This is a genomic window from Paenibacillus sp. FSL E2-0178 (assembly GCF_038593005.1).
GTDB lineage: Bacteria > Bacillota > Bacilli > Paenibacillales > Paenibacillaceae > Paenibacillus_AQ > Paenibacillus_AQ phytohabitans.
Genome location: NZ_CP151953.1, coordinates 3,741,144 through 3,759,821, shown reverse-complemented (window position 1 = coordinate 3,759,821; position 18,678 = coordinate 3,741,144). Strand labels below are relative to the sequence as shown.

Genomic DNA, 18,678 nt, shown 5'->3' with positions numbered 1-18,678 from the left:
TGGCTATGCAGATTCAACTCGAAGATCAGATGATTACGCTCCATGTTCAATATGCCAAGCGCAAGAAAATGTCCGTTCAGATTGACGGATCAGATCTCATTACCGTTAAGGTGCCTACAGGAACAAGTGAAGAGAGTATCCGCAGTGCGGTGGAAGGCCTCGGCCCGAAGATTCTGGAGAAGCTGCGCAGTAATGCGGCGGCCCGGCAGGTGCCGAAGATCAAGGAGTATCAGGGGGAAGAAACATACCTGTATCTGGGGAAGGAGCACGCGCTGCAAGAGCTGATTGCGACCGGCGGTATGAATGCGGAGGAGCTGAAGCTTGCGCTGAAGAAGTTCTATATAGCCAGTCTGAAAAAAATCGTTGCAGAGCGCATCACCCGTTATCAGGCCCAGCTGAAGGTGAAGCCGAAGAGTATCGAGATTGTGGAATCGCGGACCAAATGGGGGAGCTGCAGCTTTGATAAAAAACTGACCTTTAACTACCGCCTTGCCATGGCGCCGCCGGAGGTGATCGACTATGTCATCATTCATGAGCTCTGTCATCTGCTGCATATGAATCATGACCGGTCCTTCTGGCGCCGCCTGGGAAGTGTAATGCCGGACTACAAAGAGAAGGAAGCTTATCTGGCCCGGCAGGGGCAATTCATGACACTCTGAATCCTATGTGATGACGGCTTAGCTTAAGCGATGGATGTTGCCGGAAGCTTGACGTTCGCAGGGTACTGCAGACTGCTCTGATTCCGCACGAACAAACCGCTAGGGCAGCTGCTGCCCGCCAGTTCAAGGTCATCGTCACTTGGCGTGAAGTGGAAGACTATAGTCTTCGTGACGCTGTCCGTAAGCTTCATTGCGATTTCGCGGACGGCGATGGGCTTCGTGCTGATCAGATCGTAAATCTCTAACCGGCCGCTCTCCTGCCGGCAGATGGCGATGACCTCCTCGTCCTCCAGGTAATATAGATTGCCGCTGAAGACGTTCAGGCAGTAGAACATCAGCAGTCCATCGGTGCCGCTGACGCCAAGGCGTTCGGATACTGGCTGCCGCTGGGCTGCGAAGGTGGAGACCAGGCTCAGATCACGACTTATGGACAGATCCAGCTTGCGGATTCCCGCAGATCCGGCTGAACCGGGAGGGCAGTTCATAGAGAAGAGCTGCTCCTCCACAGGGTGGAATCCGAACTTGGGATAGAAGTCCAGCACCGTATCGTTGGCAAAAAGATACATGAATTCACACTGCTGTCCGTAATCCTCCAGCACTTTGTTCATCAGCCGGGCGGACAGGCCCTGTCCCCGGTAGTCAGGATGCGTCATCACCGTCCCAAGCTGCACGGCGCGGAACTTCACACCCTTAATAATCAGCTCAAGCAGGTTCACCGAGACATTAGCAATTACCCGATTTCCCTCTGCGTAAGAATAAGGAATGTACCGTTCCCCCCAGAAGCCCTGCTCATACCAGCGCTCTAGCTCAAGTTCAAACGTATCAGCAGCCAGCGCGAAAAAGCTGTTTCTTAGCGACTCCCGATCTTTATAATTGCAGACAAATTGAAGATTATCCATGGCACCTGCTCCTTCAGTAATATTCAACCCCGCGAACCTTCGAATAAATCATAGTGTCTCTTAAGGCCCCTTGTACATCTAGTTTGTCATTACGCAGAATACCTTCCAGAGTGAAGCCTGCACGTTCAGCCACCCGCGCACTCTGTGTATTGCGGGAATCACAGCGGATCTCCAGCCGGGCCGCCTGCAGCTCCTGTACGGCGAAATCGGCAATGGCCCTTACCGCTTCCGTGATATAACCTTGTCCGGCGCAGGAGGTGCGCACCCAATAACCGATTTCAAATTTCCGCACCTGCCAGTCGATCCGGTGCAGGCCGCTGCTGCCGACCAGCTGACCGGTCTTCTTATTCACGAGCAGCAGCCGGATATCCTTGCGTTCCAGAAATTGCAGCCGTGACTTCCGGATGGAGGCTTCGGATTCCTCCACAGACGGGATATGCTGTGCCCAGGGCATCCAAGGGCTTAATTCGGCTGTGCTCTCCTGAACGGCTTCATTTACAGCGGCTCCGTCTCCCCATAGAGCGGCACGGATCAGCAGGCGGCTGCTTTCAAAGCTCTCCGGCATGGAGAGGAGGATCGGGTCAATCGGATAAATAGGCATAAGTTCAGCTCCTAGAGAGATATGTAATCTGAGCGTGAGCATTATATATAGCTGCATATAATGAAGCTTTTCAATGAAGCTACTTTTATAGCAACTTATATAGGTCTTCACTCAGCTGCTATATATCATATAACTAGTGATAAGTCAATACGCTAAAGGCTACCTAAAAGTACTCTCTGGTACTATTCACAATCAATGGAAAGAACGTTATCTTATATAGTAAGAAGTGTTCATTATTAAGAACGAATATCGAATTCTTAGACAGCTGGAGGTCGTACAATGAGCGCAATCGCCGGGATCTATTCTATGCAGCATGGGCCGCTGGACCCGGAGCTGGGTCCGCGCCTTATGCAGCAGCTGCAGCGTTATCCGGCTGATGATGCTAGGGCCTGGAAGGCGGAGGGACTCTTCCTCGGCTGCCGCTCGCAGTGGATCACCCCACAGTCAAGGAATGAGATTCTCCCCTATTATGATCCGGAACGCGGGCTGGCGATTGTGGCCGATGCAATCATTGATAACCGCAGCGAACTGTTCGGACAACTTCAGGTTGTCCGGGAAGATCGTGATTCCATTCCAGACAGTCTGCTAATTCTCTTGGCCTATGAGAAATGGGGGGGGGAGGCTCCGGTTCATCTGGTCGGTGACTTTGCCTTCATGATCTGGGACGCGCGCAAGCGGACGCTGTTTGGGGCGAGGGATTTCTCGGGTAACCGGACGCTTTACTTTCGCCGTTCCGGCAGAGAGTTCTCCTTCTGTACCGTAATTCATCCCTTGCTGGCCTTGCCTGATGGTCAGCAGGGTCTGAACGAAGGCTGGATTTCAGAGTATCTGGCGAGCCAGGCCCGGAACGATGTGGCAGATATGTTCTCCACGGTTTATCAAGGGGTGGAACAGCTGCCGCCTTCCCACTCGGTTACAGTCAGCGCGAAGGGGGTTTCCTTCTCCCAGTATTACACCTTCCGGACTCCGCCTCCATTAAGGCTTCGCGGCAACGGCGAATACGAGGAAGCGTTCCGTGAGGTATTCGGGCAGGCAGTCAGAGACCGGCTGCGGACCCATCTCGCCGTAGGCGCCAATCTGAGCGGCGGACTGGATTCCGGCTCAGTGGTCAGCTTTGCTGCAGAGGAGCTCCGCCGCCGCGGCAAGCCATTATTTACATTCAGCTCTTATCCGCTGGACAATTTTACAGGTTTTAAACTGGGCCAGCGGGTCACCGATGAGCGTCCATATATTCAAGAGACCATCGACCATGTGGGGAACATCCAGCCCAGCTTCTTGAACTTTCCTGACCGGAGCCCTTATGGTGAAATTGACGAATGGCTGGATATTATGGAGATGCCCTACAAATTCATAGAGAATTCCTATTGGCTCAAAGGCATATATGAACAAGCACAAATGAAGGGCGCCGGTGTTCTGCTCAGCGGACAACGGGGCAACTGGAGTATCTCCTGGGGGCCTGCACTGGATTACCAGGCGAAGCTGCTACGCGAATTTCACTGGATTTCCTTCTACCGCGAGAACAAGCTTTATAGTCGTTCGATGGGGGCAAGCCGCAAGAAAATGCTGAAGATTGTCGGCCGCAAGGTGTTCCCCGGCCTTGGCCAGCTGATCTCCGGGAAGCAGGAGGCCCCTCTAGAGCTGATTCATCCTGAATTCGCACGGCGGACAGGGGTGCAAGAGAAGCTGAGAGAGCTTGAAGGAGATGCTTCCTCCCAGACGGTATACGATATCCGCAGACAGCATTTCCAGCAGCCGCATATCTGGAATGTGAATGGAACGGCAGCTACCAAGCTGTCGCTGAAGTACAGGGTATGGGATCGTGACCCTACGAATGATCTGCGTGTCATCAACTTCTGTCTGTCTGTCCCTGAAGGGCAGTACGTCCAGAACGGAGTGGACCGGTCGTTAATCCGCCGGGCCATGGAAGGGCGGCTGCCGGACAAGGTCAGACTAAACCAGACGCGGCGCGGTATACAGGGAGCAGATGGGATTACACGTATGCTGCCCCAATGGCAGATGTTCCTGCAGGAGCTAAGGGAGATGCTTCAGGACCCCCGGACTTCCTCTTACTTGAATCATGCCGGGCTCGCCGGGTGTTTAGACCGGCTGGGTAGTGAGCCCGCACCATTATTAATATTCAACACGGATTTCCGCCTTCTTACGAGAGGACTGGTGTTCTACCGCTTTCTGAAGCGTGTGACCTGATGGATGTTTCTTGAAAGGGGGTGACAAATATGAAAAAGGAATACAGCAAGCCTGCATTGGAAGTTCTCGATGTTAAAATGACTATGGCTGGACCTGGGATCGCTATTGCCGACTCCTTCCAATCGGATCCGGAAGAAATCGTTAGTCACTCCTAGTTTTGCTTGGCAACATCCCAGCCCTCATCCCTCTTAGCTTGCTGGAGGGGGATAAGGGCTATCCTCACATCACCGGCAGGCAGCCGGGTGAAATTGATAAAGGTGGAGTGAACCGTATGGCGAGCACAGTGCAATGCCTGGGGTATAAGGCTTTTGGTCTGCAAATTCTCAGTGAATTCCCCTTGCCGGAACTTCCCCGTGCGGAGCAGCCCGGAAGGTTGGGCAGCGTATCTGTTGTGGAGGCTGATTTGTCCGAGCGCTGGGAGGCGATACCGAAGATTTCACCGAATCTGGGTATGGCAGAGCAAGAAGTGATGTTCATGGTTAAAGGCACAGCCGTATTTTCTATACAGAATGGCAGCACCATTAGCGTATCACCCGCAGTCCATGCCGATCCGGATAGCATCCGCCTGTTCATTCTGGGCAGCTGCATGGGTGTTCTTCTGATGCAAAAAGGCGTATTGGCTCTTCACGGAAGCTCACTTGTTCTTGAGAATAAGGCATACGCGCTGGTCGGGCGTTCGGGAGCGGGCAAGTCTACGCTTGCCTCCTATTTAATGGATCAGGGACATCTCCTGGTCAGTGACGACGTTATTCCCGTGTTGGTGCATAATGGAACTCCATTAGCTGTTCCAGGTTATCCGCAGCAGAAGCTGTGGCAGCAGAGCTTGGACTATTTGGGAATGAATTCGTCTGCGTACCGCCCGCTGTTTAAGCGGGAGACCAAGTTTGCCATACCCGTTCATGACCGGTTCCAGGCTGAACCGCTGCCGCTTGCAGGAATATTTGAACTGTCTGTACAGGACGGGCCGGTGTCAGTAGAGGCTATCAGCGGCTTGGAGCGGCTTCATACCTTATATAATCATACCTATCAAAAAGCGCTGGTGGACCCCATGGGGGTCAGGGAATGGCATTTCGGTATGCTGGCCTCATTCGTTAACCGGCTGCCGATGTACCGGCTGACCCGTCCGGAGCAGGGCTTCAGTGCACCGCAGCAGACGGAGCTGATCTTTGAGACGATTACCCAAAAGGTGAAGGAGATGAAAATATGAATATGGATACAGCAGCAGTCCTGTCCCTTGATTCGGTTCTGGTTCAGCGGGAAGGCAATATCGCCAGTGACATGGATGGCGAGAAGGTGATGCTGAATGTGAAGAACGGTAAGTATTACAACCTTGGCGAGGTCGGGGGCGAGATCTGGGAAGCCCTGGCTTCACCGGTGTCCATCCGCCGGATTGCCGAGATCATGCAGGAGATCTTTGAGGTTCCGGCGGAGCTGGCACAGCAGGACGTATTTGATTTTGTGCAGAATCTGCTGAATGAGGATCTCGTCGCCATCGTCAACGGGCCATGATTACCCTCCGGCGCATCGGTTTACTGCTGAAGTATGACAAAGCCGCGCTGGCGCTGATTCCTGAGGCGTTATGGCGGCTTTTCCTGGTTAGAATCCAGCTGCTGTTTCCTTTTGCCAAGACGGCTCCGCAGCTCGGGGTGAAATCCCTGGAGACTCCGGCGGTATCCAAAGACACGGATATTCCCCGCATTCAGCAAATCACGAAGGCCATTCGGGTGATCAGCCGCTATACGCCCTGGAAAAGCACCTGTATGGTAAGAGCCGTAGCCGGTCTGAAGATGCTGGAGAAGCGGGGGATTGAGAGCACCCTCTACATGGGGGTGGCGCGGGATAAGCAGGGGCAGATGATCGCCCATGCCTGGCTGCGAAGCGGGGCGTATTATGTCTCCGGTGATGATGCCATGCAGGGATTCGTGGTTGTGGAGAAATTCGCCAAAGTGTTACAAGCTGAGTGATCGAGGTGGGTCCATGCAAGCGATAATCTATTATTTCCGGCAGCTTCAGCGCTTGTCGGGAGCTAAACTATATCTCAATTTGTCCGGTATGGTGATCAGTGGTCTGCTGGAGAGCTCTGCCATATTGCTGCTTGTACCTATGCTGGGTATGGCTGGTATTCAGTTAGGCGGCACAGCCACCGCCGGTCTTCATCTTCCGATGCTTGGCTTCATCTCCGAACTGCCGCAGACCACGGCGCTCCTGCTGGTGCTTGGCGGTTATGTGCTCATTGTGCTCTGCCAGAATCTGATCTCACGGTCCGTGGCCATCCGCAATGTGGAGATTCAGCAGACCTACGGCAGACAGCTGCGTTATGAGGTATACAGCGCGTTGCTGCGGGCCGAATGGTCTTTTTTTCTGAAAAAGCGTACCTCCGATCTGATCAACGTGATGACCACGGAACTGGCCAGAGTGCTTGCCGGCATCAGCTGCTTCCTGCAGTTTCTTACCTCGCTGCTGTTCACGCTGGTGCAGATCGGCTTCGCCTTCTGGCTGTCCCCCAAGATGACGCTCTCCGTACTCGTCTGCGCTGTCCTGTTGTCCCTGTTCTCCCGCCGCTTCATCCGTAAGGCTAAGAAGCTGGGCAGCCGCAGCACGGAGCTCGGCAAGACCTATTTGGGCGGAATAACGGATCAGCTGAACGGAATCAAGGATATCAAAAGCAATAATCTGGAGCATTCCCGGCTGGAGTGGCTGCATGCCTTCACCGGAGATGTGAAGCAGGAGCAGCTGGACTATACCCGCCTGCGTTCGAACTCGCAGCTGCTGTACAAGTTGTCCTCTACACTGCTGATTGCCGTGTTTATCTTCGTCTCCTTCCGGTTTATGCAAGCAGAGGGTCCTAATCTGCTGCTGGTTATTCTGGTATTTACCCGGCTGTGGCCGACATTCTCTACCCTGCAGTCGCTGATGGAGCAGCTCGCCTCCGTACTGCCCTCCTTCAAGCAGCTGCAGCTGCTGCAGGACGAATGTCTTGCCGCTGTGGAGCATGACCGTGTAGAAGGCGGAGAAGCTGTAGCCCCTATGATCTTGAAGCATAGTCTTGAAGCCAGAAATGTTGACTTCCGCTATCATCCGCATGAACAGGAATATTCGCTTCAGAACGTAAATGTTTCGATTCCGGCCCGGAAGATGACCGCCATAGTCGGACGTTCAGGCGCCGGGAAGAGCACGCTCGTTGATCTGCTCATGGGACTGATGCAGCCGGAGACCGGCGAGATCCTGGCTGACGGTGCACCTATCACAGGTGATCGGCTGCTGTCCTACCGGAGATCCATCGGGTATGTTGCGCAGGACCCTTTTCTGTACAATGCAACCATCCGTGACAATCTGACGATGATCAAGCCGGATGCGGAGGAGGCGGAATTGTGGGAGGCGCTGGAGTTTGCGTCATCGGCTGAATTTGTGCGCAAGCTGCCGGACGGACTGGATACGCTGCTCGGCGACCGCGGCGTGCGCCTGTCCGGCGGGGAACGGCAGCGTCTGGTACTGGCGCGCGCGATTATCCGCAAGCCGTCCATCCTTGTGCTTGATGAAGCGACAAGTGCGCTCGATACCGAGAATGAGAAGCGGATTCAGGAGGCGCTGGAGCGGCTGAAGGCATCGGTGACGGTCATCGTCATTGCCCACCGCCTGTCCACCATCCGGGGAGCCGATCAGATTCTGGTCATCGACCAGGGGCGGGTGATCCAGCAAGGGATATACAGCGGCCTGGCTTCAGAGAAGGGCGGCATGTTCAGCCGTCTGCTTAGCGGGCAGGAAGAAGCAATATAGGGGAGGGGCTAATTAGCCCCTCCCCTATATTGTCTTTAGCCTACGCTGGATGTCACTGCGGTGATCTTGGACTTCCGGATGGCTGATGAACTGTAGTATGAATTTCTGGATTCATCCGCTAATCCTCCGCTAATCATCGTCTGTTCGCGGTAGTGAACGGGTAACTTTATAAAATCCTGCACAGAATACAACATTTTCCTCATATTACCGGCTCAACTCCAATATTGTTGTACAAAATGCAGCATTTCGCCGTTCTCAAGCGGCTTTGCAGGATTATTCTTGTATTTTGTACAACAATCCTCCCACAAACCCTGCGATCCAGAAGTCAAAGTTGCAAAACGTACAACATTTATGCCTATATTGCTTATTTAAGGTTACATTTATGCCCGCATTGCTTACTTAAGAGACTCAATTCTGCCGGCAATCAATCAGAAGTGAGGATTTAAGTGTTTAAGTGTTTATTCCGTTAGTCCCGCAAGTCCCGGCAGTCTGACCAGTCCCGCCAGCGATTGACCGGTATTGACCGGCAACTCGTGTGGTTGTTGAGGAAAGTGCGGTTTCCGCATCCCGCCCGCTATATCCGTTTCTCTGCACCCGTTACCTTCCGCCAGCTCCACAGGAAAGGACGGAGGGGGAAATACAAGAAATGCAGCGCCTCCGGCAGCGGCAGTGTCTTCGCATCCGCTGCGTAAGGATACATAAAGCCGGTTACATAGAGCACCTGATGCCAGGGGGATAGAATCGCCGGCTGATAATATTTATAATGACGCTCGACCTCCGGCTCCAGCGGAGGGTTGTGCAGATTGACCATCTGCGCCACATAGAACAGGGCGCGCTGCGCTAATCTGCGGGCTTTGGGTTGGTCCGTCAGAGCGGACAATCCGGGCTCTATCTCCGCGTCCAGCAGACCGGCTGCCAGAATAAGTGCCTGTCCGCCTACAGCACTGTAATTGTAGCGCCGCAGCAGCCGGGTCAATACAGCGGAGTCGGGCTGCTGCAACAGCAGCATTTTGATGTCCAGCAGCCATCTCAGCCGGGACCATCCATGTCTGGCTCCATGGGCAGCCAGGAACAGGAACAGATCCTCCTGGCCCAGATAGTGGACATTGCGGCCGAAGGGGCTGCTTGTCCGCGCATGCTTCCACAGGGTATCGAAATCGGGCTCTTTGGACGGCCCCGGGCTTAATCTCCAGTGTACCTCCGCCTTGATCTTACTGACCGGATGATTGAATGTAGTATGATGCTCCCGCCATTTCCAGTCTCCGAGTATGCTCTCGAACGTTTCTTCCTTCACATACCCCAGACGGATCAGCAGGGCTTCCGTATCCTGCAGCTGCGCCATCGGCACCAGGAAATCAAGGTCCCGTGAGGTCCGCAGCGAGATATCTCCGTACAACGCCTGCGCAAGCACCGGACCCTTGAGGAATAGGCAGCGGATATTCAATTCGGCCAGCTGAGTGCCGAGGTTACTCATTTCACCGCTGAGCTGAAGCATCTGGACGGTATTGCGGCGATACTCCATTTTTATCCGCTCCAGGACGCTGGCAGGAATCACATCCCCATCCATCCGGCTGAGCTTGGGGTACAAATATGGATATACCCGGTGATGCAAGGTAAGCCGCAAGAATACATCCCAGTCCAGGCCCGTGAACAGCTGCGGATTCTGGTGTGCCGTTTCATTGATATTCTCAGAAGTTAAAAGCGCAAGAAGAAGTAATGTTTCCTTAGATAAGCTCCCCTTATCGAGGGTAGGCCGTTCATTCATAGAGACTCTCCTTACTTGGCTTTGAACAGATCCGCACCGGATTTGTTCAAAGATAAGAATATATATGCCTGACGCATTAGAATGTCCTTATCTTTCCCGCTGAAACGGATACCGTCCTTCTCAGGAAGGCTGGCCGTTTCTACTTGTATTTAGAGAATGATATTAGTGAGCGTACCATCGTTAACAGAAATCTGTCAATTTAATCTGGCGATGTAATCCTGATGGGCCATGTGCATCTAGTCAAGCGGCAACACTCTTGACGCTACAGTGCCTGTTACCCCTATAATGCTAGGATAAGAGAGAAATTATAGTTAGGGGAACTGCTGAGCGATGGTGCTGTTGGGAGCTTTGGTGAATGGAGTAGCTATTATTATCGGAACAATGCTGGGCAAGCTGCTGGAACGGATACCGGAGAGTATGAAGAACACAGTGATGAACGGGATTGGGCTGGCGATTGTTGTGCTGGGGGTGCAGATGGGCCTCAAAAGCGGGAATTTCCTGATCGTCATTCTAAGCCTCGTGATCGGGGCGGTAGCCGGAGAATGGATCAACATTGAAGACAGGTTCACCCGTGCAGGGAATTGGCTGGAGCGTAGAGTGGGGGCAGGCGGACAGGGGAGTATCTCGCTGGGATTCGTCACGGCAAGCCTGGTGTTTGTGGTGGGTGCAATGGCCATTCTCGGAGCCCTGGACAGCGGCATCAAAGGTGATCATCAGATTCTATATACCAAAGCGATTATGGACGGATTCATTTCCATTATTCTGACCTCGACGCTGGGAGTCGGTGTTCTGTTCTCGGCGGTCCCTGTTGTTCTATATGAAGGGATTATTGCTCTGCTTGCTACACAGATTACCCGGTTTGTGCCTGAAGCACTGCTGAACGACTGTATTGCTGAGATGACCGCAGCGGGAGGGATTATGATCATGGCGATCGGCCTGAATCTGCTGGGAATTACCAAGATCAAGGTAGCCAACCTTCTGCCTGGCATTCTTGTGGCTGTACTGCTGGTCGTGCTGGTGCATGGATTTCAACTGAATTGAGAAAATCTGGGCCATACGGGATTTCCTCCGCTTGAACTTGTGGTGAGAAGGCTAATATTACTATAATCAACTACCCCCACTTAGCCCATAAAGGGTCTTGAAGTGGAGGTATCCTTGCCTTATATCAGATGAACGGGCATGCGCATTGCCGGACCGTTATTTGATTGTGATAGCGATTTTGCCCTGAGCCTGCCGGCCTTCGCTGAGCAGATGTGCGCTGCGCAGTCCTTCTGCAGTGAGCGGGAAAGACTGGCTGATTAGCAGCTTCAGCCGGCGCTCGGCCGTCAGCCGGGCCAGCTCGGCTAACTGGAACGGGTCGGCGGCGGGAGTAAGGTACGCTGCCGTGATATCCCCAGCCGCCGCTTGTACCGGGTCAGGCCGCTCCGCAGTGGAGATCAGCCTTCCGCCGAGTGCGAGAACCGCAAAGCTCCGGTTCAGGATCAGACCTCCGGCGGTGTCGATTACAACATCTATGCTCTGCCCGAGAATAGCGGCGAAATCCTGCTCTTGCGAGTCTATCGCCTGGTCGGCTCCGATGCCCCAGACCAGATCAAGCTCATCACCGCTTACCGTCGTAATCACGGTAGCTCCCCGGAGCTTGGCAAGCTGGATAGCCAAGCTGCCGATACCTCCCGCGCCGTCGTGAACCAGCACGCGGTCCCGGCTGGAGACCCTGGCACTGGCAAGCGCCTGCCAGGCGGCAAGTCCGGCAGCAGGCAGAGCGCCAGCTGCTTCAAAGGATAACCCCGGGGGAATCGGCGCCAGCTCCTGGCCGTTTGCCAATGTATATTCCGCGTAGGCCCCGCCCTTCTTAACCTGCATCAGCCCAAACACCTCATCACCCGGTTTGAACCGGCTGACTCTGCTGCCTGTGCTCACGACCACTCCGGCAATGTCTATTCCGGGGATCAGCGGGAAGGCAGCTGTGTGTCCGCTGCCAGCAGGCAATGAGCCCTCCCTGACCTTCAAGTCCGCCGGATTAACAGAAGTCGCATACATTTCAATCAGAATTTCATGCTCACCCGGAATGGGAACGGGGATATCAATCTCTGTTAAATTTCCGGCGGGGCCGAATGCATGAATGGCGATGGCTTTCATTGATGGTAACCTCCTATACTGCTTGCGGATTCGTTTGTACATACTATACTTTTGCAGATGTATTTAAAAGCTAAGAATTTATATGCTCTGCGCATAAATTATCTTATATTTCTCGCTGAAACGGTAGCGTCCTGAAAAAGACGGCAAACCATCCTGCTTGGTCAAAATCCATTAGGTAGCACTGTGGAAACTATGCTAGAATATGACTCTAAAGTGCTGAGAAAGAGGAGGAATCCCCTGACAATGAACACTGACTGGAAGAAAAATATTGCCTTTTTCCTTACCAGCCAGACCGTCTCGCTGTTCGGATCTTCACTGGTCCAGTATGCGATTCTCTGGTATATTACCCTGAATACACAGTCCGGAGTAATGATGACGTTAGCGATTATCTGCGGATTTGTGCCGATGTTTCTCTTGTCGCCCTTTGCGGGGGTCTGGGCAGACCGTTACAGCCGCAAATGGCTGATTGTCCTCTCGGATTCCATTATTGCGGCTTCGACGCTGGTTCTGGCGATATTGTTTCTGCTGGGGTACGACCAGATGTGGCTGCTTTTTGTGGTGTCTGCCCTGCGGGCGCTTGGAGGCGGAGTGCAGACACCGGCTGTAGCAGCCATGCTGCCGCAGCTGGTGCCGGAAGACAAACTGACCCGGATCAGCGGAATCAACGGCAGCATTCAGGCAATGGTGATGCTGCTGTCCCCGATGCTGAGCGGAGCCCTGCTGAGCATGGCGAGTATTGAAATTATATTTTTCATCGATGTGATTACTGCTGCAGTGGCGGTTATGACGATGTTTTTCTTCGTGCAGGTGCCGCTTCACGCCAAAGCTGCTGCAGAGCAGACGCTCAGCTATTTGAGTGATCTGCGCCAGGGCTTCAGCTATATCCGGCAGCATGCTTATATTAGAAGCTTTTTTATTTTCTGTGCTTTTTTCTTTGTGCTGGCGGCCCCGGTGTCGTTTCTGACTCCGCTGCAGGTTACACGAACCTTTGGCGGGGATATCTGGCGGCTGACCGCCATTGAGATTACGTTCTCGATCGGGATGATGCTTGGCGGGCTGCTGATGGCCGTCTGGCCGGGTTTCCGGAACCGGGTTCATACGATGACCTTATCGGCCCTTGCCGTCGGGATATGCACGTTTGCGCTGGGTGTAATTCCGGTCTTCTGGATTTATCTTGCGGTAATGGGGCTGGTGGGACTGGCGCTGCCGTTCTTCAATACCCCCTCCACAGTTCTGCTGCAGGAGAAGGTGGAGCCGGATTACCTGGGCCGGGTCTTCGGGGTGCTGGGCATGATTTCGAGTTCGATGATGCCGCTGGGCATGCTGGTCTTCGGGCCGTTGGCCGATCTCATACAGATTGAATGGCTGCTGATCATTACGGGGATGCTGCTGTTTATCCAAGGCTTTTTCCTGCTGGGTAATAAGGTGCTGATCGAAGCAGGTAAGCCTGCTGCTGTGCCTGGTGCTGAAGCGGAGAATGCCGGAGGAAATGAGTAAGATCTGCCGGTTGCTCCGGAATCGCATGAATGTTTGTACAAAAGATTGAAATCAAGGAGTACAGTACTGTAGAATTGCACTATGTAAGATAAACGTTCTATATATCAGATTTAACCAAGAAGGGGATTGTATCGTTTGAATAATGAAGAAGTAATCCAAGAGCTGCCAGAGAATTATGAGGAACTGAAGAAAGCCGCCGGCCGCTCCGCGGATTGGAGAGCGCGTCTTGAAGCAGTGGAAGAGCTGGGCCGCTACAACCACAAACAAATTATTGATATCCTTAATCGTCTGATGATCAGCGATCCTGTATATACCGTTCAAGAAGCCGCGTACAACAAGCTGAGAGCCTTCGGCGAAGAGGTCAAGGTTCCGTCTAAGAACAAGGCCGAGCTGTTCAGAGGGGTGTCGAAGATTATTCTGCGGATTAAGAAGAGTCTTCCGAAAGACCATTCTTACGAAGAGTTCAAAGAGAAGCTGAAGAAGATGCGGGTTGACGTCTACGATGCCTATGAAGGCGAGAAGGGCGAGAATTTCGATGAATGGCTGGAGAAAATGTGGGTTTCGGCCACCAAATAGGTAGAGCGCAGCAAGCGGAGAGATGGGGGAGCCTTCCTTATCGATCCGCTTTTTGATGTGATAAGGGGGAAGGATCATGAGTATTGCAAGAATGCTGGGGATCACCTATCCGATAATCCAGGGGGCCATGGCGCAGATTGCCTACGCCGAACTGGCAGCAGCGGTGTCGAATGCGGGGGGACTGGGAGTCATTGCCTCCGGCGGGATGAGTGCGGACCGGCTGCGGGAAGAAATTCATAAGTGTAAAAGCCTGACGGCTAAGCCCTTCGGCGTCAACCTGATGCTGATGGCTCCCAACCGGGATGAACTGGCGCAACTGGTGATAGACGAAGGCGTTAAGGTCGTGACCACAGGAGCGGGTTCGCCCAAGAATTATGTGGCTATGTGGAAGACAGCGGGCATAGTAGTCATTCCTGTAGTTCCTTCTGTGCAGATTGCGCGGAAAATGGAGGCGCTGGGAGTCGACGCGATTGTGGCCGAAGGCACAGAGGCGGGCGGTCATGTGGGCGAGACTACAACCATGGTGCTTGTTCCACAGGTTGCCGATGCTGTAGCCATTCCCGTCATTGCTGCCGGCGGAATCGCCGATGGCCGGGGAGCGGCGGCGGCTTTTGCACTGGGAGCGCAAGGGGTGCAGGTGGGCACACGCTTCCTGGCGACAATCGAATGTCCGGCCCATGAGCAGTTTAAGCAGGCGGTTGTTGCCGCACAAGACGGCGATACGCTGGTAACCGGCCGTTCGCTTGGTGTTCCTGTGCGCAGCATTAAGAACCGTATGACACTGGAGTACATGAGGCTGGAGAATGGCGGGGCGGGTAAAGAGGAGCTGGAGGCACTGGCAATGGGCTCTCTGGGCCTTGCGGTCCGTGACGGGGATACAGAGAACGGTTCGGTAATGGCCGGCCAGATTGCAGGGCTGGTACGTGAGATTACCACCGTGCAGGAGGTCATCACCTCCATGTTCGCAGAGGCCAAGACCGTTGGCCGCAAAGTATATAAAATGACCGATGATGTTCATACAGGCGCACTATATTAATCCAAGAAAAGGATGATTTCATGCTTACCCATAAATTTCAGGAATTCCTGGAGCTGTCCGCGCAATTGCGGCCCGGCTACACCGCCAGTCTGGGCAAGGCCCCGGCAGGAGGCAGTGCCGCTATTTCAGAGTATGCCCCCGAGGTTCCTCCGCTTTTACAGGCAATCTATGACACGGTTCTGGGAACGGGCAGCAGCGAAGAGGACCCCAGCCTGGTTGAATTCATTCCGGGCTACCGGCTGATTCATATCAGGGAATACGGCCAGGAAGTAGCGCTACTGTCAGGCATCCTGCAGGAGAAGGGCTATGCCGGCGGCGGGGTCGTGCTGCCGCTGCTGACTAACTACGGCAGTGATTTTATCTGCTACTACCGGTCTGAGGATGGGGTCGAGCGGGTATGCGACCTGCTGCATGACTACGGCGATTTGGTGACCATGTATGATTCACCGGAGAAATTCCTGGAGACCCTGTGCGAATTCTATAAGCAGGAGGTATATTTCCTGGATGAAGAGGGCTACCTGGACTGTGATCTGGTAACGGAAGGCGAGGTAGGCGCGGCACTGAATCCGGATGCGAAGTACTGGTCGGAGTAAGCAGCTGCGGCTCTGGATTGTTTTGCATATATTCAATTGTTTTGCAGGGCCCTTCCCTTTCGGTCCGTCTAACGGATGAGAGGATGAGGAAGGGAAGGGTGACTGCACATGCAATTTCTATTCAGGAACCGGAACGGGCAGCTCAGAGCAGGCTGGGAGATTTTATGGGTCGGCGGGGCTATTGCGCTTCTGACGGTAATTGTCTCCTTTGGTCTATCGCTGCGCGTGGGTTCCACAGGACTATTCGATCCGGACGGCTGGGTGCGTGTCTTCAAATCTACAGCCATCTATTCGTTTATTGTCGTGTGTTATACGGTACGAATAATACATAAGCGTCCGCTGTCCAGCATTGGACTGTCCAGGCCTGACGGCAAGCGGTTCGCTGCCGGCTTCGCAGGCGGAGCACTGCTGCTATCCTCCGTTCTGCTGGTGCTATGGGGTCTGGGGAATGCTGTGGTTCAGGGAGAGTGGTCACAGCCCCGGTTCGGACAGCTCGATGCGGCGGATATTGTGATTACGGCACTGCTGGCCGGAATCTGCGAAGAGGTGATCTTCAGAGGATACCTTCAGCATCTGCTGTCCTCAAGGCTCGGTATTCCGGCCGCAGTGGGCCTGACCTCCATCTTATTCTCGCTTGCTCACATGGCGAATCCCGGATATAGCTGGATCAGTGGACTGAATATCGTGATTATCGCTTTAATCTTCTCTTGGGTGACTCTCCGGACAGGTAATTTGTACGCTGCGATGGCGCTGCATATTTCCTGGAATCTGTTCCAGGGCTACATATACGGCGTTGCGGTGAGCGGGAACACGCCCAAAGGTATCTATTCGGTATCCTTACAAGGAAATGATCTGCTGACCGGGGGCAAGTTCGGCCTGGAAGGGAGTCTGGTCACCACACTTATTCTTGTCATTCTGTATACAGCGTTGCTGCTTCTGTCCAGCCGCAAACGCGGTACAAGGATACAGAGACAGGAAGGTTCGATTCGTATTTGTTAGAGCTTAAGGCTGTCTTGAGGTAAAAGCACAAAAATCCCCGTTCCTACGTCACTGTAGGAACGGGGATTTTATTGTTTCTCCAGTTCATTAGGAACTGGCCTTATCGGCGTGCTTCCAGTCAACAGGAGCGAGCCTGCTGCTGCAGGCCAAGCTGCTGCCTACTCTTGCGCAGCCTTCTTCTCCTGCTCACGCAGCTCGATTCTGCGGATTTTGCCGGAGGTCGTCTTCGGCAGATCCGTAATGAATTCGATTTTGCGCGGGTACTTGTAAGGTGCAGTCTGTTCCTTGACATGGGACTGCAGCTCTTTGGCCAGCTCCGGTGTGCCGGCATGGCCGTCCTTGAGCACGACAAAAGCTTTGACGACCGAGCCGCGGATCTCGTCAGGACTGGCTACCACTGCGCATTCCTTGACCAGATTATGCTTCATTAATGCTTCTTCTACTTCAAACGGTCCGATGGTATAACCAGAGCTGATGATGATATCATCCCCGCGGCCCTCGAACCAGAAGTAGCCGTCCTCATCCTTGCGCGCCCGGTCGCCGGTTACGAAATACTCCCCGTGCGAGCAGTTTGCCTTGCGCTCCGGATCTTTGTAGTAATTCTGGAACAGGGCAGGCATGCTCAGGTGCACGGCGATATCACCTACGACCCCGGCAGGCAGCGGATGTCCTTCCTCGTCGATTACTTCAACAATACCGGGAGCAATCGATTTGCCCATGGAGCCGACACGGATCGGCTCATCCTTCAGCGCAGCGATGATCAGGGTGCTCTCTGTTTGTCCATAGCCGTCGCGGATCGTAATATCGAAGTGCTGCTGGAAGGTGTGAATGACTTCCTGATTCAGCGGCTCACCGGCGGATACCGCACAACGCAGATTCGACAGATCGTACTGGGCGAGGCCTTCAGTCTTGGCCATCAGACGGTACTCTGTAGGTGTGCAGCACAATACCCCGATCTTCTCATCCTGCAGCAGCTGAAGATAACGGTCCGGATGGAAAGGGCCATTATAGACGAAGCCGGTAGCCCCGTTGCCGAGTACAGTGAGGAATGGACTCCAGATCCACTTTTGCCAGCCCGGTGCGGCCGTTGCCCAGACGGTATCCGATTCACGGATATCCAGCCAGAGGGAGGAGGTGATCCGCAGATGCGCATATCCCCAGCCGTGGGTATGGACTACGGCCTTCGGGTTGCCGGTTGTACCGGAAGTATAGGCCAGGATGGCGATATCGTCCCGGCGGCTGGCAACCGCAGGGAAGGAGTCGGATTGTCCGTCCATCAGGCCTTCCAGGTCTACCCAGCCGTTGCCAAGCTCAGCTTCGCCGACAGACAGGCGATAGTCCAGTGCAGGCAGATCTTCGGCGATCTTGTTCACTTCGCCGGTAACCTCCGACCAGACAATGACGGCGCGGGCTTCGGAGTGGCGCAGCCGGTAGGACAGATCCTTGGCCCGCAGCATTTCAGAAGATGGAATAACGGCAAGTCCCAGCTTCAGGCAGGCCAGATAGATGACGTAGGCGATAATGCGGCGTGGTACCATAACCAGGACACGGTCCCCTTGCTTCAGACCGAGGCCTGACAGCCCCCCGGCCAGACGGTTAGCCTGAGCCATAAGCCGTCCATAGGTGATTTCTTCGAAATCCCCGTTCTCTTGTAACCATTTAAGGGCAATCTTATCTTCAGGATGCTGCTCCATTTCCGAAGTGAGATTGTAGAATTCAGGTGCGATCCAGCGTTGATTATCCAATTGAACCTCTCCTATGCAAACATGATGATGTATCTGATAAATATAGTATAGCACGTTCTCCTAGTACCAGATGCTAAATCACCGTAACGGTACAGAAGAATGTTCTGTGACAGCTTTTATTTTGAACGTTCTCCTCTTGAAGGGGAGAACCACATGATTTTCAGAGAAATTCAATTCCCCTTTTCAT

Annotated in this window: 18 protein-coding genes; 13 read left to right on the top strand and 5 right to left on the bottom strand. The window is 53.7% G+C overall.

The annotated features are described in order from the left end of the window. The first annotated feature begins 5 nt into the window (after positions 1-5). The gene (locus tag MHI42_RS16415) at positions 6-659 is read left to right on the top strand and encodes a SprT family zinc-dependent metalloprotease (protein ID WP_342424757.1); all 654 of its coding nucleotides are present in this window, start codon (positions 6-8) and stop codon (positions 657-659) included. 23 nt (positions 660-682) lie between these two features. On the opposite strand, the gene MHI42_RS16410 is transcribed toward MHI42_RS16415, so the two are convergent. Next, on the bottom strand, positions 683-1,558 hold the full coding sequence (locus MHI42_RS16410) for a GNAT family N-acetyltransferase (protein ID WP_342424470.1): 876 nt from the start codon (positions 1,556-1,558) through the stop codon (positions 683-685). A 13-nt stretch (positions 1,559-1,571) separates the two neighbouring features. Next, positions 1,572-2,159, bottom strand: coding sequence for a GNAT family N-acetyltransferase (locus tag MHI42_RS16405; protein WP_171717884.1), 588 nt, complete (start codon positions 2,157-2,159; stop codon positions 1,572-1,574). Between the two features lie 279 nt (positions 2,160-2,438). Here MHI42_RS16405 and MHI42_RS16400 point away from each other — a divergent pair, with 279 nt between their 5' ends. The 6 genes from MHI42_RS16400 (at position 2,439) to MHI42_RS16375 (ending at position 8,141) form a co-directional block, all read left to right on the top strand. Continuing rightward, a complete protein-coding gene (locus MHI42_RS16400; RefSeq protein WP_171717879.1) occupies positions 2,439-4,364 on the top strand; it encodes an asparagine synthase-related protein in 1,926 nt (641 codons plus the stop codon). Positions 4,365-4,393: 29 nt separating this feature from the next. Next, positions 4,394-4,519 (top strand): paeninodin family lasso peptide, encoded by a 126-nt coding sequence (locus MHI42_RS16395; RefSeq protein ID WP_039306512.1) that lies wholly within the window; start codon positions 4,394-4,396, stop codon positions 4,517-4,519. Positions 4,520-4,635: 116 nt separating this feature from the next. Then, positions 4,636-5,571: an aldolase gene (locus MHI42_RS16390; RefSeq protein WP_342424469.1), complete on the top strand. Its 936-nt coding sequence runs from the start codon at positions 4,636-4,638 to the stop codon at positions 5,569-5,571. Next, positions 5,568-5,873 carry a lasso peptide biosynthesis PqqD family chaperone gene (locus MHI42_RS16385; protein ID WP_052421665.1) on the top strand — a complete coding sequence of 102 codons (306 nt, stop codon included), beginning with the start codon at positions 5,568-5,570 and terminating at the stop codon, positions 5,871-5,873. Before MHI42_RS16390 ends, MHI42_RS16385 begins: the two co-directional genes overlap by 4 nt. Further along, positions 5,870-6,328, top strand: coding sequence for a lasso peptide biosynthesis B2 protein (locus MHI42_RS16380; RefSeq protein ID WP_042133659.1), 459 nt, complete (start codon positions 5,870-5,872; stop codon positions 6,326-6,328). The genes MHI42_RS16385 and MHI42_RS16380 overlap by 4 nt, the downstream gene beginning before the upstream one ends. 13 nt (positions 6,329-6,341) lie before the next feature. Further along, a complete protein-coding gene (locus MHI42_RS16375) occupies positions 6,342-8,141 on the top strand; it encodes an ABC transporter ATP-binding protein (RefSeq protein ID WP_342424468.1) in 1,800 nt (599 codons plus the stop codon). A 574-nt stretch (positions 8,142-8,715) separates the two neighbouring features. Here MHI42_RS16375 and MHI42_RS16370 read toward each other — a convergent pair. Next, the gene (locus tag MHI42_RS16370; protein ID WP_342424467.1) at positions 8,716-9,906 is read right to left on the bottom strand and encodes a nucleotidyltransferase family protein; all 1,191 of its coding nucleotides are present in this window, start codon (positions 9,904-9,906) and stop codon (positions 8,716-8,718) included. Between the two features lie 330 nt (positions 9,907-10,236). On the opposite strand from MHI42_RS16370, the gene MHI42_RS16365 reads away from it, so the two are divergent. Next, positions 10,237-10,947 carry a DUF554 domain-containing protein gene (locus MHI42_RS16365; protein ID WP_171717875.1) on the top strand — a complete coding sequence of 237 codons (711 nt, stop codon included), beginning with the start codon at positions 10,237-10,239 and terminating at the stop codon, positions 10,945-10,947. A gap of 156 nt (positions 10,948-11,103) precedes the next feature. Here the strand turns inward: MHI42_RS16365 and MHI42_RS16360 are convergent, their stop codons facing one another. Further along, positions 11,104-12,045, bottom strand: coding sequence for an NADP-dependent oxidoreductase (locus tag MHI42_RS16360; RefSeq protein ID WP_342424466.1), 942 nt, complete (start codon positions 12,043-12,045; stop codon positions 11,104-11,106). A 243-nt stretch (positions 12,046-12,288) separates the two neighbouring features. Here MHI42_RS16360 and MHI42_RS16355 point away from each other — a divergent pair, with 243 nt between their 5' ends. The 5 genes from MHI42_RS16355 to MHI42_RS16335 all read left to right on the top strand — a co-directional run bounded on the left by MHI42_RS16355 (position 12,289) and on the right by MHI42_RS16335 (position 16,746). Beyond that, the gene (locus tag MHI42_RS16355; RefSeq protein WP_342424465.1) at positions 12,289-13,542 is read left to right on the top strand and encodes an MFS transporter; all 1,254 of its coding nucleotides are present in this window, start codon (positions 12,289-12,291) and stop codon (positions 13,540-13,542) included. A 135-nt stretch (positions 13,543-13,677) separates the two neighbouring features. Beyond that, positions 13,678-14,118 carry a HEAT repeat domain-containing protein gene (locus MHI42_RS16350; protein ID WP_042133669.1) on the top strand — a complete coding sequence of 147 codons (441 nt, stop codon included), beginning with the start codon at positions 13,678-13,680 and terminating at the stop codon, positions 14,116-14,118. 76 nt (positions 14,119-14,194) lie between these two features. After that, positions 14,195-15,154, top strand: a complete 960-nt coding sequence (locus MHI42_RS16345; protein ID WP_342424464.1) for a DUF561 domain-containing protein — start codon at positions 14,195-14,197, stop codon at positions 15,152-15,154. Positions 15,155-15,174: 20 nt separating this feature from the next. Beyond that, a complete protein-coding gene (locus tag MHI42_RS16340; RefSeq protein WP_342424463.1) occupies positions 15,175-15,747 on the top strand; it encodes a hypothetical protein in 573 nt (190 codons plus the stop codon). Between the two features lie 108 nt (positions 15,748-15,855). Next, the gene (locus MHI42_RS16335; protein ID WP_342424462.1) at positions 15,856-16,746 is read left to right on the top strand and encodes a CPBP family intramembrane glutamic endopeptidase; all 891 of its coding nucleotides are present in this window, start codon (positions 15,856-15,858) and stop codon (positions 16,744-16,746) included. Positions 16,747-16,904: 158 nt separating this feature from the next. Here the strand turns inward: MHI42_RS16335 and MHI42_RS16330 are convergent, their stop codons facing one another. Beyond that, positions 16,905-18,440 (bottom strand): AMP-binding protein, encoded by a 1,536-nt coding sequence (locus tag MHI42_RS16330; protein ID WP_047013997.1) that lies wholly within the window; start codon positions 18,438-18,440, stop codon positions 16,905-16,907. Positions 18,441-18,678: the final 238 nt, after the last annotated feature.

Excerpts from the sequence above, each read along its gene's own strand:
- MHI42_RS16345 (WP_342424464.1), top strand. The coding sequence starts at position 14,195 with ATGAGTATTGCAAGAATGCTGGGGATCACCTATCCGATAATCCAGGGG.
- MHI42_RS16395 (WP_039306512.1), top strand. The coding sequence starts at position 4,394 with ATGAAAAAGGAATACAGCAAGCCTGCATTGGAAGTTCTCGATGTTAAA.
- MHI42_RS16390 (WP_342424469.1), top strand. The coding sequence starts at position 4,636 with ATGGCGAGCACAGTGCAATGCCTGGGGTATAAGGCTTTTGGTCTGCAA.
- MHI42_RS16335 (WP_342424462.1), top strand. The coding sequence starts at position 15,856 with ATGCAATTTCTATTCAGGAACCGGAACGGGCAGCTCAGAGCAGGCTGG.
- MHI42_RS16355 (WP_342424465.1), top strand. The coding sequence starts at position 12,289 with ATGAACACTGACTGGAAGAAAAATATTGCCTTTTTCCTTACCAGCCAG.
- MHI42_RS16405 (WP_171717884.1), bottom strand. The coding sequence starts at position 2,159 with ATGCCTATTTATCCGATTGACCCGATCCTCCTCTCCATGCCGGAGAGC.
- MHI42_RS16330 (WP_047013997.1), bottom strand. The coding sequence starts at position 18,440 with ATGGAGCAGCATCCTGAAGATAAGATTGCCCTTAAATGGTTACAAGAG.
- MHI42_RS16375 (WP_342424468.1), top strand. The coding sequence starts at position 6,342 with ATGCAAGCGATAATCTATTATTTCCGGCAGCTTCAGCGCTTGTCGGGA.
- MHI42_RS16385 (WP_052421665.1), top strand. The coding sequence starts at position 5,568 with ATGAATATGGATACAGCAGCAGTCCTGTCCCTTGATTCGGTTCTGGTT.
- MHI42_RS16380 (WP_042133659.1), top strand. The coding sequence starts at position 5,870 with ATGATTACCCTCCGGCGCATCGGTTTACTGCTGAAGTATGACAAAGCC.
- MHI42_RS16415 (WP_342424757.1), top strand. The coding sequence starts at position 6 with ATGCAGATTCAACTCGAAGATCAGATGATTACGCTCCATGTTCAATAT.
- MHI42_RS16365 (WP_171717875.1), top strand. The coding sequence starts at position 10,237 with ATGGTGCTGTTGGGAGCTTTGGTGAATGGAGTAGCTATTATTATCGGA.
- MHI42_RS16360 (WP_342424466.1), bottom strand. The coding sequence starts at position 12,045 with ATGAAAGCCATCGCCATTCATGCATTCGGCCCCGCCGGAAATTTAACA.
- MHI42_RS16340 (WP_342424463.1), top strand. The coding sequence starts at position 15,175 with ATGCTTACCCATAAATTTCAGGAATTCCTGGAGCTGTCCGCGCAATTG.
- MHI42_RS16410 (WP_342424470.1), bottom strand. The coding sequence starts at position 1,558 with ATGGATAATCTTCAATTTGTCTGCAATTATAAAGATCGGGAGTCGCTA.
- MHI42_RS16370 (WP_342424467.1), bottom strand. The coding sequence starts at position 9,906 with ATGAATGAACGGCCTACCCTCGATAAGGGGAGCTTATCTAAGGAAACA.
- MHI42_RS16400 (WP_171717879.1), top strand. The coding sequence starts at position 2,439 with ATGAGCGCAATCGCCGGGATCTATTCTATGCAGCATGGGCCGCTGGAC.